The following is a 13775-nucleotide window of genomic DNA, read 5'->3' as shown; positions in this document are numbered from 1 at the left end:
CGGCGTACGACTCTGCCGGCGGTCTGCCTGTCGCGGTCGGGCAACCGCCGGCCTCAGCATGAGCGGCGATGAGTAACGTGACGGCCACTGGGCCGTCATCGCTTCATGTCAATGCGGTCATCGCCCGCGCGATGCGAGGGCCGACAAGCCGCTCAGCCACGGAGAGGGGATACCACGTCGCACCTCCCACCTCCGATTCTTGGATACGCCCCACGTCCGCCTGCGCCGTCAAGAACGAGTAGCCGAAGTCGAGATGGAAGTGTTCCGGCTCGTCCTTCGCCGGCCGCGCCGGAACTCTGCCGTACTCGACGTAGACCGGCATCTGCGATGCTGGGACGAGTTCGCTGGGATCAACACCGGTTTCCTCTACCAGCTCACGCACCGCCGCGCTGATCAACGTGGAGTCGGTCGGCTCCAGGTGTCCTCCCGGCTGGAGGAGGATCCCGTAGGCGAGGTGATCAACAAGCAGCACCTCGGTGCCGCCGCGGACCAGGAGAGCGCCAACCGTCACATGCATCGGGAAGGTTCGGCGCGAGGCGAATCCCTCTCCCTCAGCCAGCAGCTTCACCGGCTCAGACAGCGCCACGGCCTCGTCCGGATAGCACTCAAGGTAGGCCAAGAGAACCCTAGAGATGTCCGAGCTACTGATCGCCACGACCTGCCTCCGCTTCAACGCGTTGAGGGCACTGACCGATCAGGGGCGCGGTTGCCCGGGTCGACCATCGGTAGGTGCGGTGCTCCCGGTGGAGGGCGATCAATGACACCTCGCTGACCGTCGCTGTCACGGCGGGCAGGTCCCGCAATTCGGCCAGCCTGGCGCGGATGGGGGCGGTGGGGGCAGGTGCCCCGCTGTAGGCGATCGTGACGTGGGGCCGGAACCCGTCAGCTGGTTCGGGGACGGTCGGCCACACGGCGGCGATCGCGGCCCGGATCGCGGCGCGAACCCGTTCGACGGAGCTCCAGGGTCGGACGAGCAGACCGATTCCTTCGGCGTCGGGGTCGACTGGGCCGAGGGACAGGTCCAGCGGCGGCAGGCCGGCGCACCGTTGCCGGGCTTCGGTGACGATCGCTTCGATGTCGCCGTCGGGCACCTCGTCGGTGAAGCCGAGGCCCTGCATGGTCAGGTGCAGGCCGTCGATCGGCACCAGGTCCAGTCCGGGGAACTGGAGCTGGTGTTGAAGGTCGGTGACGAGGCGGTGGAGGTCGGGCTGTTCCTGGAAGGTGAGGTGCCAGGTGTAGAAGTGGCGGCCGGCGCGCCAGCCGGGACGCCAGTACCAGTGCTCGGTGAGTGCGGTCAGGTCCCGGTAGGCGGTCCACCGTTGCCGCAGGCTGGCCAGTTCCCGGCTGCTCATGTCGGCGATCGTAGGCCCGGTGGTGGCGGGCTGCCGGGATGCGTCAATTCGGTGAACAGGTCCGCGACGTCCTGTAGTCGCGGGTGACGGCCGAAGGTGTGGGCGGCGGCGAGGAATTGACGAGTGCGTTGGTAGACCGATTCGAAGCGGTGCTCGGCGGTGAGGCTGAGCGCTTCCAGCGCCAGCCCGGCGGCGTGGTCGAGGTCGCCCGCCCGCGCGTGGGCCGTGGCCAGATCAAGGCGGCTGAGCGCCTGCGGACCGCGCAGCTGCGCCGCGTCGAACGCCGCGACGGCGGCGGTGAGGTGGTCGATGACGCCGGTGGCGTCGCCGAGGACCAGGTGGGCCGTCGCCGCGTTGGCGGCGGCCCGGGTCGGGCAGTACGGGCCGAGGGTGAGGCTGGTGCTGACCTGCCCGTCCGCCGGGTGTTCGAGCAGCAGGGCGAACGCACGGTCCACGGCCTGGTGGACACCCCGGCGGTCGCCGAGGTGGGCGAGCGCCCGGGCCTGCCCGTTGATCGTGAGGCGAAGGCGATGCGGGCCGGCGCCAGCGTGGCGTAGACCGTCTTCGGCGAATGCGAGCGCGTCGCGGTGCATGCCGGTGTAGTAGGCGACCAAGCTTTGGGTGGCGCGGGCCCAGGCCTGCGTGTCGGGTTGCCCAGCGGCGTGGGCAAGGTCGAAAGCTTCGGCGGCGTAGGCGCGCGCGACCGGGAAGGCGCGCAGGTCCAGGGCGAGGGTGGCGAGGAGCCCGGACAGGTGGGCGGCGGCGGTGTACAGCCGGGCGCGTTGCGGTGGGTGCTGCCGGGCCGCCATCAGCTGGTCGACGCTGACCCGCAGCGGACGCAGCCGGGACACGAGCGTGGCCGGCGGGAGTCGTTCGTTGTCGCTGATCGCCTGCCGCACCTCGTGCTCCAGGTGCGCCAGCCGCGCGTCGTTATCGGCCGGCACGGTCAGCGCGGATCGGCGGGCGGTGATGCGCTCCTCGTGCTCCCACCACAAGGCTCCCGCGTCGGTAGCAGTGCCGGGGCCAGCGGGTGGGGGCGCCGGGCGGTGGCGGTGTTGATGGTCCAGGTCGGCGATGCGGTCGTACTCGGCGGTCAGCACGCCACCGGTGCGCAACACCGCGTCGCAGCGAGACCAGAAGGACCGCTCGGGATGTTGGCGGCCGGTCTCGGTGTTCGCCACCGAACTGCGCCCGTACTGCACGAGCCGGGCCAACCCGTGCTGGGTGTGGCCGGCGTCCTTACGCAGGTGGGCGAGGTGGCGACCGAGCGCGCGGCGAGCGGCGGCGATCTCGTCGTGGTCGACCATCGCTGCCACCCCCGGTGCCGCAGTCACGATGAGCCGACACCGTAGCTGCTCCCGGTGACACTTTCTGGACCCGGCGGACTCCCCGCGCGACTGCCCCCCGATGGGTGAATAGCCAGTTCACAGTGCCGGCATCATCGGGGCGGGGCCGTGACGCGGACGTGGTCCGGGTGGTGTCGGAGTTGTGTCGGCATCTGCCGACAATGTCGGCGCACGGCGCTGCGGGCGTGTCGACCGGCCGGCGTCCTACGGTCCCTTCATGCCCTCCGAACGCCGCGACGTCACCGCTGGCTTGCCCCGTAAGCGGATGGCCGCCGGGCTGTTGATCACGGACGCGGACGATCGGGTTCTGCTGGTCGAGCCGGTCTACAAGGCGGGCTGGGAAGTTCCCGGCGGGTGCGTCGAGGCGGACGAGTCGCCATACCAAGCCGCGATCCGGGAGTGCCGGGAGGAACTCGGCCTGGACCTGGCACCGGGTCGGTTGCTCGTTGTGGACTGGGTGCCGGCCCGCACCGAGCGCACCGAGGGCCTCATGGTCATCTACGACGGCGGCACCCTCGACCCCCGCGTGCACGAACGGATCGTGGTGCCGCCCGGCGAGTTGAAGGGCTGGGCCTTCTCCGACCCGCCAGAGGCCGCCCAGCGGCTACCGCCGTTGCTGACCCGCCGGATCACCGAGGCGCTGAACGCCCGTGCGGACGGGTGCAGCTACTACCTCGAAGACGGCGTCCGAGCCACCTGACCGGAGACCCACCGCCCGGAAGGGCGAAGTGTCGGCTGCTCCAGCCGGGACGCCAACGGGACACCTCCGCTCCCGCCGTTCGCATCGAGACACCACCACCGCCCACCGTGCTCACCTTCGGGAGGTACCGCCATGCCGAAAACCGACCACCCCGACCGCACGCCCGCCCGTCCCGCACCACTGCAGCGGGATTCGGTGCTGCCGGAGCTGCGGGAGGTGTGGTGGGAGACCGGCGTGCGGGCGCGAGCGCAAGCCGGCCTGTTCGCCGTCTTCTCCGAACTACCCCGCCTGGTCTGGGCCGCGCTCACGGTGAGTTGGCGCGCCGACCGGGCGCGCACGTCAGTGGTGGCGGCGACCACGGTGGTCGCCGGGGTGATGTCAGCGTTCGGGCTCCTCGCGGCGCAGCGGGTGCTGGTGGAACTCTTCGCCGGCGGCCCGACCGCCGACAAAGTGACCGCCGCGCTACCCGCCCTGGCCGCGCTCGCGGCGGCCACCGCGCTGCGCGCCGGCATGGCCACCGCCATGGGATACGCCCAGAACGGCCTCACCCCGAAGGTCGACCGGGAGGTCGAACGCGGGCTGTTCGAGGTGACCACCGCCGTACGCCTGGAGGCCTTCGACGCCGACGCGTTCGCCGACGACATGGAACGCGCCTCCCGCGGCGCGAACTCCACCACCGCCCTGGTCCAGGCGTCGATGAACCTCCTCGCCGGCCTCGCCGGCGTCATCGCCGTCGTGGTCGCCGTGGTGGTGGTCCACCCGCTGCTGCTGCTCGCCCTGCTGGTGGCGACCGTGCCGAACGGCTGGGCGGCGCTGCGGGCCGGGCACCTGCGCTACCAGACCTACGCCGCCGGATCGGTACGCCGCCGCCGGTTGTGGCTGCTGCACCGGTTGATGGCCGAACGCGACTCCGCCCCCGAACTGCGCTCCTACGGGCTGCGCGAGTTCCTGCTCGACCAGTACGACCGGGTCATGAACGTCGAGACACGGATCCAACTCGCCCTGGCCCGCCGGGTCACCACGACCACCACCGTCGGCGCGATGATCGGCGGGATCGCCACCGCCGTGGTCTACGTCCTGCTCGGCCTACTGCTCATCGACGGTCAGATCCCCCTCGCCGCCGCCGCGACCTGCGTGATCGCCGTGCAGTCCGCCCAACGCTCGCTGGCCGTGGTGACGTTCCAGATCGACCGCGTCTACACCGAAGGGCAGCACTTCCGCGACTACACCGGCTTCATGACCCGCGCCGCCGACTACCTGCCACCGCCCACCGACCGGACCGCCGGTGCGCCGGTCGCGGAGCGGCTGCGGGAGATCGCCGTCGACGCGGTGAGCCTGTGCTACCCCGACCGCGACACCCCCGCCGTCGACCGGGTCACCCTGACCATCTCCGCCGGGCAGACCGTGGCGTTCGTCGGGGAGAACGGCTCCGGCAAGTCCACCCTCGCCACCATGATCGCCACCCTCCGCACCCCCACCAGCGGCACCATCCGCTACAACGGACGGCCCGGCGACGACTGGGGCACCGACGCGCTGCGGGCCCGGATCGGCGTCGTCACGCAGGAGTACCACAAGTGGCCCTTCACCGCTGCCACCAACATCGCCATCGGCGACATCGCCACCACGACGGAGCAGGACCGGATCGAGGCCGCCGCCGCCCGCGCAGTCGCCCACGACATGATCACCGACCTGCCCCACGGCTACGAGACCCTGCTGGACCGCACCTTCGCCGGCGGCCAGGACCTCTCCGGCGGCCAGTGGCAACGCATCACCGCCGCCCGCGGGTTCCTGCGCGACGCCGACGTGCTCATCATGGACGAGCCCTCCTCCGCCCTCGATCCCCGCGCCGAGGACGCCCTGTTCCAGGCCATCCGCGACCGGCAGAGACGCGGCATCACCATCTTGATCACCCACCGGCTCGCCAATGTCCGCCACGCCGACCGCATCTACGTCCTGCACCACGGCCGTCTCGTCGAGGCCGGCACCCACGACCAGCTCATAACCGCCGACGGGCGGTACGCCGAACTGTTCAACCTCCAAGCGGCCGGCTATGGAAGCGGGGTCGACTGCCTGGACGAGGTCGCCGATGCCCGCGCGGAGGGTCGGCTTCCGCACCAGCACCAGCCTGTCTCGCGATGAGGAGCGTCGCGATGGACGACCTGACTCACACCGGCAGCCCCGAGACGATCATCGTCTGCATCCGCGGCAACTCCGGATCCGGGAAGAGCACCATCGCCCGCGCGTTGCGGCGCCGACACGGCCGCGGCTGCGCCCTCGTCGAGCAAGACCATCTCCGCCGGATCCTGCTCAGAGAACGCGACAAACCAGGCGGCCTGGCACCCGCGCTCATCGCGCAGAACGTCCGTTTCTGCCTCGACCACGGCTACCACGTGATCCTGGAAGGGATCATGCACACCGCCCGATACCGCACCATGCTCACGGAACTGTGCGAAGCCCATCGCGGGCGGACATTGTTCGTCTATCTCGACGTGTCGCTACCCGAGACACTGCGGCGACACGAAACGCGCCCGCAGGCGACGGAGTTCACCCCCGACAACATGCGCAGCTGGTACGCCCCGCGCGACCTTCTCGGCTGGCCGGGCGAACTCGTCCTGCCCGAGAGCACCTCGATGGAAGAAGCGATCGACCTCATCGCCACTGCGGCCGGCCTACCGTTGACCGGTCGCGACAACGACCTACTACCAGCCGTCCCGTGACCACGCCTCACATCGCAACCCCGGACCGGGCGGGCGTCCCGATGGGCGCGGCGGGCATCGTGCGCGCGGCGCTCGTCGCCGGTGCCGCGCCCGCCGGGGTGGGCAACGAGCGGGTCGTACACCGCTCGGACAGGGCCGTCGTCCCCATCGGACGCCAGGACGGCCAGCCAGTGGTAGCAAAACGTCCCATGGATGATCCTTTCTGGGTGGGCCGGCGCCAGCTCCGCATCCACACCCGCCTACCGGTCGCCGGCCTGCCCAGGTCCCGACTCGCGCAGTTGCGCCAGACACTGCGGCAGGCACGTCGTGACCCCCGGGCACTGACGCGGTGACCAGAATCCGGACGACCGCCAGCGTGCCCGCCCACCATCGGCCACCGGCCGCTGGCGGGGCATCGTCGCCTCTGAGCCGGGACTTCTACCGCTTGTGGGGCGCCTACTCGGTCAGCGAACTGGGATCGGCCGTCGGGGCAGGCGCGCTGCCACTGGTCGCGATCCTGGTGCTGGACTCATCGAGTTTGCAGGTCTCCCTGCTCGCGGTGATCTCCGGCATCGCCTCAGCGGTCATCGTCCTGCCCCTGGGACCCTGGATCGAGTTCCGCCGTAAGCGACCCGTCATGTGCGGCACCGACCTGCTGCGCTGTGCGGCCCTCGCCAGCGTCCCCGCCGCCGCCGCGCTGCACGAGCTGACATATGGGCAGCTGTGCATCGTGGCAATCGTCCAGACCGCCGGCGGTGTCGCGTTCGGCGCTGCCAGCGGCGCCCACCTGAAGAACCTGGTCACCACGGAGCAACGCGTCACCGCCATCAGCCGGCTCGACACCTCCCAGTGGACGGCGAACAGCATCGGGTCACCCATCGGCGGGATCCTCGTCTCCTGGCTCGGCACCACCGCGTCCGTCACCGTCGACGCCGTCAGCTTCCTGCTGTCCGCACTCGGAATCCGCCGCCTACGCAGCCCCGAGCCACCACCGCCCCCACGCCACCCCGCGCCCCGCCGAGGCAGGGAAATCGTCGAGGGCTGGCGGTACATCCTCCACCACGCCAGCCTGCGGGCGTTGCTGATCAACGCGGTCATCTTCGGCGGCGCCATCATGGCCGCCATGCCCGTCGTCACGGTGCTCATGCTCCGCGACCTACACCTCGCGCCGTGGCAGTACGGCCTAGCCCTCGGGCTGCCCTGCGTCGGCGGAATCCTCGGGTGCCTGGCCGCCGGACACCTCACCAACCGCTACGGCCTCCACGCGGTACTGCTTACCACCGGGGTGGGCCGCACCCTCTGGATGGGTCTCATCCCGCTCGCACAACCCGGCACACCCGGCTTGATCGTCATCGTGATCGCGGAGACGCTCCTGCTCTTCTTTGCCGGCGCGTTCAACCCCGCCTTCGCCACCTACCGCATGACCCACACCAGCGAACACTGCCTGTCCCGCGTCCTGACCGCCTGGTCCATCAGCAGCAAACTGACCCAGCCGATCTTCATCGCCGCGGCTGGCATCCTCGCAGCCGCCACCGACCCCCGCACCGCCATCACCGCCACGGCTGCCCTCACCGCCGCCAGCGCCGGATTCCTGCCCTGGAAAAGCAACCTTGCGCAACCTGCCGGTGCAGCGCGGGTGCTAGCTCGGCAGCCTCAAGCACCATGATCGACGGCAGCACCGTTATGGCAGAAGGTACGGACGGGTATTGCACTTCTCTGCTCTTGCCGGTCCGGTTAGTCGTGGGCAGGTGCCGTCGGGGCGGCGTAGCCGAGCAGGTGCATGGCGGCGCGGTTGTCGGCGCGGGACCAGAACAGCTCGTGGAGGTCCTCAGGCAGTTCGTCGCGGTGGCTGCCGGTACGGCCGCGGCGAAAGAATTGGTCGTCGGCTTGGCGGAGTTCGGCGAGGGACGGGATCGAAGCGTCCGCGAGCGGTGTGAGTTCGGGGGTCATGGCGGCGATGACGGCTTGCACGGTCGCTGCTGGTGCGCGGGTCAGGTCCTCGTAGCGCAGCACGTATCGGTGCGGGACCGGTGGCTGGAGCCAGCTGAGGACATTGCTGCCCCAGCTGCCGGTACCGGCCACGCTCTGGCGAAGGATCTTTGCGCGGAGTTCAACCTCGTAGCGGCTCGAATCATTTTCACTGTCCTGGCGTGCCCAGGAGACCAGAGCGTCGCGACCGTCACGGATCAGGCAGATGGCGCGGTCATCGTCGTGGACGTCCGCGTCACGCTGCCGGTGGGTCTTGATGAAGTACGCATCGGGCGCCGCCCGCAGCTCGTCGAGTGGTGCAAAGCGCTCGGTGAAGCCGATGAGATCTGGCCCCAGGCGGGCGGCCACGCCATCGACGTCATAGATCGTTGAAGTACGGAGGCCGTACATGCGATGCAGGACGATCCGCAGGAAGGTGTTGCCGGAGCGGGGGAACGACGCGACCCACACGATCATCCACGAACTGTAACGATCTGATGCCCAGGCGTGTAGACGCGAGGGCCTGCCGGGCTGTCACCCATCGACGCCAACGGGGCACCCTTCCTCGATGTCGCACCCGCAGGCGTATCGCCCTGCACGCCGCCCGGCCGTGGCAGGCGACCGCCCGCGACGGAAGCCGCTGCCAGCAACGGCGGGTGAACGGCCTACGCAGGCACGACCGCACGGTAGGGTAACGACTCACATCGAAGACCGCCTCTGGCCGGCACTCAGCCATCTCGCTCAGCCAGCCGAGGTGCGATGGCCCCGGGGAGGCGGCGGTGGCAGATCCGCACGACGTAAGCGAAGCGTGGCGCGCGCTCGGCCAGCAGTTGGCCGCGTACCGCAAGGCGGCTGGCCACACCCAGCACTCACTGGCGCCCAGGATCCTCACCGGCCGCAGCACGATCGCGAATACCGAAGTCGGACGCCAGCACCCGGACCGGGCCTTCTGGAAACGCTGTGACGAGGTCCTCGACACCGACGGCGCACTCACCGCCGGGTACGACCGGGTCGCGGCCATTGAACAGAAGTACCGCCGGGCCAGGGGAACAGCAGCATTCACCACCGCTCTGACCGCAGCCGGCACCACCCTGGTGACTGGCTCAAGCGGCCAGCCCGCAGGGGAAGCGGATATCGTGATGACTGTGGCAGACGGGCGAGGACGGCACATTCAGGTCAGCCGCCGGTCTCTCCTGCAGGCGGTCCCCGGCAGTGTGGTGGCGTCCCTGTCGAGTGCGGAACCGCAGCCCGCAGCGACACGGGCGGCGCAAGTTGATCCGGCCGTCGTGGAGCACTTTGCGGCACTGCGGTCGGTGCTCGTGGAATCCGACAACCGGGTCGGCGCCGCGGCGATCCTCCCCACGGCCCGACAGCAGCTCGGTCACATCGCCGACTACCGCCGAGCCGCACGAGGCAGCCTGCGCGACGCGCTGTTGAGTACCGAGGCCCGGTGGGCAGAATTCGCCGGCTGGCTCAGCGACGATATGGGCGACCGGGACGCCGGCGAATGGTGGCTCGCCCAAGCGCTGACCATGGCCCACGAGGCCGGCGACATGGAGTTCACCGCCTACGTTTTCGCTCGCATGGCGCAGCGGGCCAGCGACGCCGGAGACCAGGACCGCGTACTCGGGCTCGCCCGTGCCGCCGAGCGCGCTGGCAGCACGCGAGAGCAGGTGCGCGCGTTCGCGGCGGTGCAGCGCGCCCACGGGCACACGGTCGAAGGTGACGCCGGTTCGTTCCGGGCCGCCATCGACGAGGCCCACCACCTCGCTGCGGCCACCGGAACGGACGGCGGTGGGCTCGGTGCGTTCTGCACCACGGCATATATCAGTGCGCAGGAGGGCGAGGGCTGGCTTCGGCTGGGCCGCCCCGGCGCCGCCGTCCGGTGTTTCGGTGAGGCTCTCGACGCGTGGCCGGAAACGTACCGACGGGAACGGGGCCGTTATCTGGCGCGTACCGCCGTCGCCCACGCTGCCGCCGATGAACCCGAGCTAGCCGCTGCCTCTGCCCTCGCCGCGCTCAACCTGGCCAACCTCACCCGATCGGCACGAATCCAACGCGAGGTCGCGATCGCGGGCCGTCAGCTCGCGGTGTTTCCCACCGAGCCCGCAGTGCAGCAGTTGCATGCCGCCCTGGCCGCTTTCGCGGCGAGCTCGTGACCGACAGCAGCGGGGTCGGAGACAGGGTCGATGCCGCCTTCGTCGGCCGGGCCAACATCGACCTGACCATCCATGTACCCCACCGTGCCCGACCCGGCCGCACCGCCGTCGGCTCGGCTCTACCCGTCAATGCCGGAGGCAAGAGCCTTAACCAGGCCATCGCTGCCGCCAGCCGTGGCGGGCGCGCCGCCCTGATCGCCAACGTCGGCGCGGACACCTGGGGCCACCAGATCACCACAGCACTGACCAACGCAGGCGTCGATACCCGCCACGTCCGGCTCGTCCCCGACGCCACCACCGGAGCGGCCATCATCGAGGTGACCCCAGACGGCGAAAGCTACATCACCCTCGCCCTCTCACCCGCCACTGAACTCACCACCGACGATATCCACCGCGCCACCGCCGGCCTCGCCGCAGAAGCCGTGATCGTGCAGCTCGACCTACCACCCGAACCCGTGACCACACTGCTGAGCCACCGCCGCGCACCGATCGTCGTTGGCAATCTCGTCCCTAACCCCGACCTCGACCCCCGGCTGCTCGCGGAACTCGACGTCCTCGTGGTCAACCAGCACGAAGCCGCCGCGATCCTGCGCACCACCATTGGCAACCCGCTCGACGCCGCCGCCGCGCTGCAACGCCTCGGCCCCCGTACCGTCGTCGTCACCGCAGGCCCCAACGGCGCAGCCTTCACCGATCCCCACGGATCCGGCACCGTGCCGGCACCTGCCGTCCCGGTCGTCGACACCACCGGAGCTGGCGACGCCTTCCTCGGCTCTCTTGCCTTGGATCTCGCCCGCCACGCCCCGCTACCCGACGCCATCACCACCGCTGTGCACGCCGGCTCCCACACCGTCGGGCACAGCGGCGCTCACATCCGACACACCAACTCGCCTCGCGGAGACCCTCGATGAAGTGCGGCTGCTCAGCCGCTGCCATTCACCTTCAATCGAGCGTCGAGACAAGGTCTACCTGTGGGCGTTACATTGTAGGGCAGCCGCGTCATCCACCCTCACCGGCGGTTTCGGTGACACCGCGCACCCACTGAAGGTACGGCCGTGAGCCAGCGACCACTGGCAGCGCGACGATCTCCGGGTTGGACCACTCGTGATGCTTCCTCAGGTAGCTCTCCAACTCGGGATACGCTCCGGCACTGGATCTGAGCACCACCTGCCACTCCTGGCCGGTGCCGAAGAACCCCTCATGCCAGAAGGCTGACTCGGCCGGCCCCACGACCTGGCCACCAGCCGCCAACCGCTCCTGCACTGCGCCCTGCACCAACCGCCGCGCGACCTCCAGACTGCCCGCAGCGGTGTAGACATACAGGACCTCATTCATGAAGCTGACACTACTCAGGAGGCAGCTGAGCTGGGCGGAGCTCACTGCGATATCGATGCGCTGGTAGCTGCATTCGACGGGAGATGACGGATGGCGCGCCGTGACTACTTCAACGACCCCAATGCGCCAGCTGCCAACAGCGTGGTGCCGTCGGTTGTGGCGGCAGTGCGTAACCAGCGCGGTGAGCTGTTGATGATCCACCGCACTGACAACAACCTGTGGGCACTACCCGGCGGTGGTCACGACATCGGCGAGTCGGTCTCCGACACGGTGGTGCGGGAGGTACGCGAGGAAACCGGCATCGAGGTAGAGGTCACCGGCCTGGTCGGGATCTACACCAGCCCCCACCACGTGATGGCCTACGACGACGGTGAAGTACGCCAGCAGTTCTCGATCTGCTTCACAGCCCGACCCGTCGGCGGGAAACTGACGACCTCCAGCGAGTCGCGTCAGGTCCGCTGGGTGAACCCCGCCCAGCTCAACCACTTGGATATCCACCCCTCGATGCGGCTGCGTATCGACCATGCCCTCAAGGAGCGGGCGACGCCGTACATCGGCTGAGCAAGGAGGGGCGTGTCACCTTGATGACGCGGAAAATCCCGTGCCCATAGCCCGTGGTGACGGTTAGGTTGCGCAGATGAGCGCAACCTCGGTAGCCGCGCCGCGCCTGCAGTTCTGCAAGACTCCGGGCGAGTTCCTCGCGGTAGCTGGCGATCATCTGGCCGCCGACCCGGTAGTCAGCACGGTCGTGACCACCGTCGCGCACCGGCTGCTGGCGCTGCAAGCCGATGGGATCGCGCAGCCCGACCGCAATTGGTGGTTGGTGGTTAGGGGTGCATCCGGCACGGTCGTCGGCGCCGGTATGCGAGCGGCGCCGTTCGCACCCTATCCGCCGTTCCTGCTGCCGATGCCCGACGAGGCGGCCGTGGCCCTGGCCTGCGCTCTGCACGAGCGCGGGGAGGAGGTCCTTGCGGTCAACGGGGCCGTTCCTGCCGTTGCGCTGTGCGCCACCGAGTTGACCCGGCTCGGCGGGGGTAGGGTCCAGGTCAACCAGCACACGCGGCTGCACGAACTCGGCAAGCTGGCTCGTCCGGCGGCAGTGCCTGGCAGCCTGGAGCTAGCGGTCGAGAAGGACGTCGAGCTGGTCATGAAGTGGTTCGGCGAGTTCGTGGGCGACGCTGACGAACAGGCGGGCCGCCGACGCGGTACCAGCGCACATGAGGTGCCCGACCGTGCGGAAGTGCTGCGCCGACTGCGGGCCGGGCATCTGTGGTTCTGGGTCGACGGGACTGGAGAGCGGGTGCACCTCACCGGTGCCAGCCCTCCATCGTTCGGGGTCGCGCGCATCGGTCCGGTGTACACGCCACCAGCCCAGCGCGGGCGTGGATGGGCCAGCAACGCGGTTGCCGAGGTTTCCCGGCGGATCCAGGCCGACGGTGCGCGGGTGTGCCTGTACACCGATCAAGCAAACCCAACCTCGAACAAAATCTACGCCGCGCTTGGCTACCGGCCGGTGGTAGACATGGCCAACCTCGTCATCGTCCGCTGACGGGAATGGCGCCCACGGCGATGTCATGGTCGACCAATGCCCGCCCCGCACCGTTGGCGAGATAGGCAATATTCATCGCCGATGGACTCGTGGCCTGCGCGCCTGGTATCCATAAGAGTCCAATAGCCTGTCCATGAGTTACACCCTGTTACCTATTGTCGGGAGCCGTGCGGCTAGGCCGCATTTTCCGCGGGCTGCCCTTGTTTTGCTAATGCCAATACGGGAGATCATATGGTGGCGAAGGTCGTGGTGGATAAGGTTCTCTGCTACGTGGTGCGAGAGGGGCGGTTGCTCGTCTTCCGTCACACCGACTACAGCTATGAGCAGGTGGGCGTCGAGGTGCCGGGAGGCACCGTTCGTGTAGGTGAGGCGCCGGAGGACGCCGCGCTGCGCGAGGCCCGCGAGGAGACCGGGCTGACGGGCTTTCGCGTTGTCCGCAAGCTGGGGGAGGTTGAGTACGACATCACACCGCTCCGGTTCGAGATTCAGTACCGTCACGTCTTTCAGTTGGAACTCGTAGGGCCAACGCCCGAGCGGTGGGCTAGTCAGGAAGACCACGACGGTACCCAGGAACCCACCCACCTGGAGTGTTTCTGGATACCGTTGAAGGCTGCGCATATCCTGCAGGCTGGCCAGGGTGCTCTCCTGGCCAAACTATGTTCGTGATCGG

At 69.3% G+C, this 13775-nt stretch carries 15 protein-coding genes; 10 read left to right on the top strand and 5 right to left on the bottom strand.

Annotated elements, in window-relative coordinates; translation table 11 throughout:
- Positions 1-103 precede the first annotated feature (103 nt).
- Genes AB0O48_RS03630 through AB0O48_RS03620 form a run of 3 tightly spaced genes read right to left on the bottom strand, consistent with a single transcriptional unit; the run spans position 104 to position 2686 of the window.
- Entirely contained in the window at positions 104-655 is a 552-nt protein-coding gene (locus AB0O48_RS03630; protein ID WP_365062661.1) for an NUDIX domain-containing protein, read from the bottom strand.
- The gene (locus tag AB0O48_RS03625; protein ID WP_365062658.1) at positions 642-1352 is read right to left on the bottom strand and encodes a 2'-5' RNA ligase family protein; all 711 of its coding nucleotides are present in this window, start codon (positions 1350-1352) and stop codon (positions 642-644) included. The genes AB0O48_RS03630 and AB0O48_RS03625 overlap by 14 nt, the downstream gene beginning before the upstream one ends.
- Complete coding sequence (locus AB0O48_RS03620; protein ID WP_365062656.1) at positions 1349-2686, bottom strand: helix-turn-helix transcriptional regulator; 1338 nt, start codon at positions 2684-2686, stop codon at positions 1349-1351. Before AB0O48_RS03620 ends, AB0O48_RS03625 begins: the two co-directional genes overlap by 4 nt.
- Positions 2687-2915: 229 nt before the next feature.
- On the opposite strand from AB0O48_RS03620, the gene AB0O48_RS03615 reads away from it, so the two are divergent.
- The 5 genes from AB0O48_RS03615 to AB0O48_RS03595 all read left to right on the top strand — a co-directional run bounded on the left by AB0O48_RS03615 (position 2916) and on the right by AB0O48_RS03595 (position 7760).
- Complete coding sequence (locus AB0O48_RS03615) at positions 2916-3398, top strand: NUDIX hydrolase (RefSeq protein WP_365062654.1); 483 nt, start codon at positions 2916-2918, stop codon at positions 3396-3398.
- Positions 3399-3530: 132 nt separating this feature from the next.
- A complete protein-coding gene (locus tag AB0O48_RS03610) occupies positions 3531-5537 on the top strand; it encodes an ABC transporter ATP-binding protein (protein ID WP_365062652.1) in 2007 nt (668 codons plus the stop codon).
- 11 nt (positions 5538-5548) lie between these two features.
- Positions 5549-6115: a kinase gene (locus tag AB0O48_RS03605; RefSeq protein WP_365062650.1), complete on the top strand. Its 567-nt coding sequence runs from the start codon at positions 5549-5551 to the stop codon at positions 6113-6115.
- Positions 6112-6447, top strand: coding sequence for a hypothetical protein (locus tag AB0O48_RS03600; RefSeq protein WP_365062648.1), 336 nt, complete (start codon positions 6112-6114; stop codon positions 6445-6447). Before AB0O48_RS03605 ends, AB0O48_RS03600 begins: the two co-directional genes overlap by 4 nt.
- A complete protein-coding gene (locus tag AB0O48_RS03595) occupies positions 6444-7760 on the top strand; it encodes an MFS transporter (protein WP_365062646.1) in 1317 nt (438 codons plus the stop codon). The genes AB0O48_RS03600 and AB0O48_RS03595 overlap by 4 nt, the downstream gene beginning before the upstream one ends.
- Before the next feature lie 68 nt (positions 7761-7828).
- Here the strand turns inward: AB0O48_RS03595 and AB0O48_RS03590 are convergent, their stop codons facing one another.
- Complete coding sequence (locus AB0O48_RS03590; protein WP_365062644.1) at positions 7829-8539, bottom strand: sulfotransferase domain-containing protein; 711 nt, start codon at positions 8537-8539, stop codon at positions 7829-7831.
- Positions 8540-8841: 302 nt separating this feature from the next.
- Here AB0O48_RS03590 and AB0O48_RS03585 point away from each other — a divergent pair, with 302 nt between their 5' ends.
- Together AB0O48_RS03585 and AB0O48_RS03580 are read left to right on the top strand one after the other, a co-directional pair.
- Positions 8842-10221, top strand: coding sequence for a helix-turn-helix transcriptional regulator (locus AB0O48_RS03585; RefSeq protein ID WP_365062642.1), 1380 nt, complete (start codon positions 8842-8844; stop codon positions 10219-10221).
- Complete coding sequence (locus AB0O48_RS03580; RefSeq protein WP_365062640.1) at positions 10218-11132, top strand: PfkB family carbohydrate kinase; 915 nt, start codon at positions 10218-10220, stop codon at positions 11130-11132. Before AB0O48_RS03585 ends, AB0O48_RS03580 begins: the two co-directional genes overlap by 4 nt.
- Positions 11133-11220: 88 nt before the next feature.
- On the opposite strand, the gene cutA is transcribed toward AB0O48_RS03580, so the two are convergent.
- The gene (cutA, locus tag AB0O48_RS03575) at positions 11221-11556 is read right to left on the bottom strand and encodes a divalent-cation tolerance protein CutA (protein WP_365062638.1); all 336 of its coding nucleotides are present in this window, start codon (positions 11554-11556) and stop codon (positions 11221-11223) included.
- A 90-nt stretch (positions 11557-11646) separates the two neighbouring features.
- Between cutA and AB0O48_RS03570 the strand changes: the two genes are divergently transcribed.
- The 3 genes from AB0O48_RS03570 (at position 11647) to AB0O48_RS03560 (ending at position 13771) form a co-directional block, all read left to right on the top strand.
- Positions 11647-12117, top strand: coding sequence for an NUDIX domain-containing protein (locus tag AB0O48_RS03570; protein WP_365062636.1), 471 nt, complete (start codon positions 11647-11649; stop codon positions 12115-12117).
- Between the two features lie 76 nt (positions 12118-12193).
- Positions 12194-13105: a GNAT family N-acetyltransferase gene (locus AB0O48_RS03565; RefSeq protein WP_365062634.1), complete on the top strand. Its 912-nt coding sequence runs from the start codon at positions 12194-12196 to the stop codon at positions 13103-13105.
- Positions 13106-13336: 231 nt separating this feature from the next.
- Positions 13337-13771, top strand: coding sequence for an NUDIX domain-containing protein (locus tag AB0O48_RS03560; RefSeq protein WP_365062632.1), 435 nt, complete (start codon positions 13337-13339; stop codon positions 13769-13771).
- The last annotated feature ends 4 nt before the right edge of the window (positions 13772-13775 follow it).

This window comes from Micromonospora sp. NPDC085948, assembly GCF_040686315.1.
Taxonomy (GTDB): Bacteria; Actinomycetota; Actinomycetes; order Mycobacteriales; family Micromonosporaceae; genus Micromonospora.
The sequence above is the reverse complement of the archived record's forward strand: the minus strand, read 5'-3'. Positions and strand labels throughout refer to the sequence as shown.

Coding starts and splice junctions, on each gene's coding strand:
- AB0O48_RS03625 (WP_365062658.1), bottom strand. CDS start 1,352: ATGAGCAGCCGGGAACTGGCCAGCCTGCGGCAACGGTGGACCGCCTAC.
- AB0O48_RS03615 (WP_365062654.1), top strand. CDS start 2,916: ATGCCCTCCGAACGCCGCGACGTCACCGCTGGCTTGCCCCGTAAGCGG.
- AB0O48_RS03610 (WP_365062652.1), top strand. CDS start 3,531: ATGCCGAAAACCGACCACCCCGACCGCACGCCCGCCCGTCCCGCACCA.
- AB0O48_RS03605 (WP_365062650.1), top strand. CDS start 5,549: ATGGACGACCTGACTCACACCGGCAGCCCCGAGACGATCATCGTCTGC.
- AB0O48_RS03590 (WP_365062644.1), bottom strand. CDS start 8,539: ATGATCGTGTGGGTCGCGTCGTTCCCCCGCTCCGGCAACACCTTCCTG.
- cutA (WP_365062638.1), bottom strand. CDS start 11,556: ATGAATGAGGTCCTGTATGTCTACACCGCTGCGGGCAGTCTGGAGGTC.
- AB0O48_RS03570 (WP_365062636.1), top strand. CDS start 11,647: ATGGCGCGCCGTGACTACTTCAACGACCCCAATGCGCCAGCTGCCAAC.
- AB0O48_RS03565 (WP_365062634.1), top strand. CDS start 12,194: ATGAGCGCAACCTCGGTAGCCGCGCCGCGCCTGCAGTTCTGCAAGACT.
- AB0O48_RS03560 (WP_365062632.1), top strand. CDS start 13,337: ATGGTGGCGAAGGTCGTGGTGGATAAGGTTCTCTGCTACGTGGTGCGA.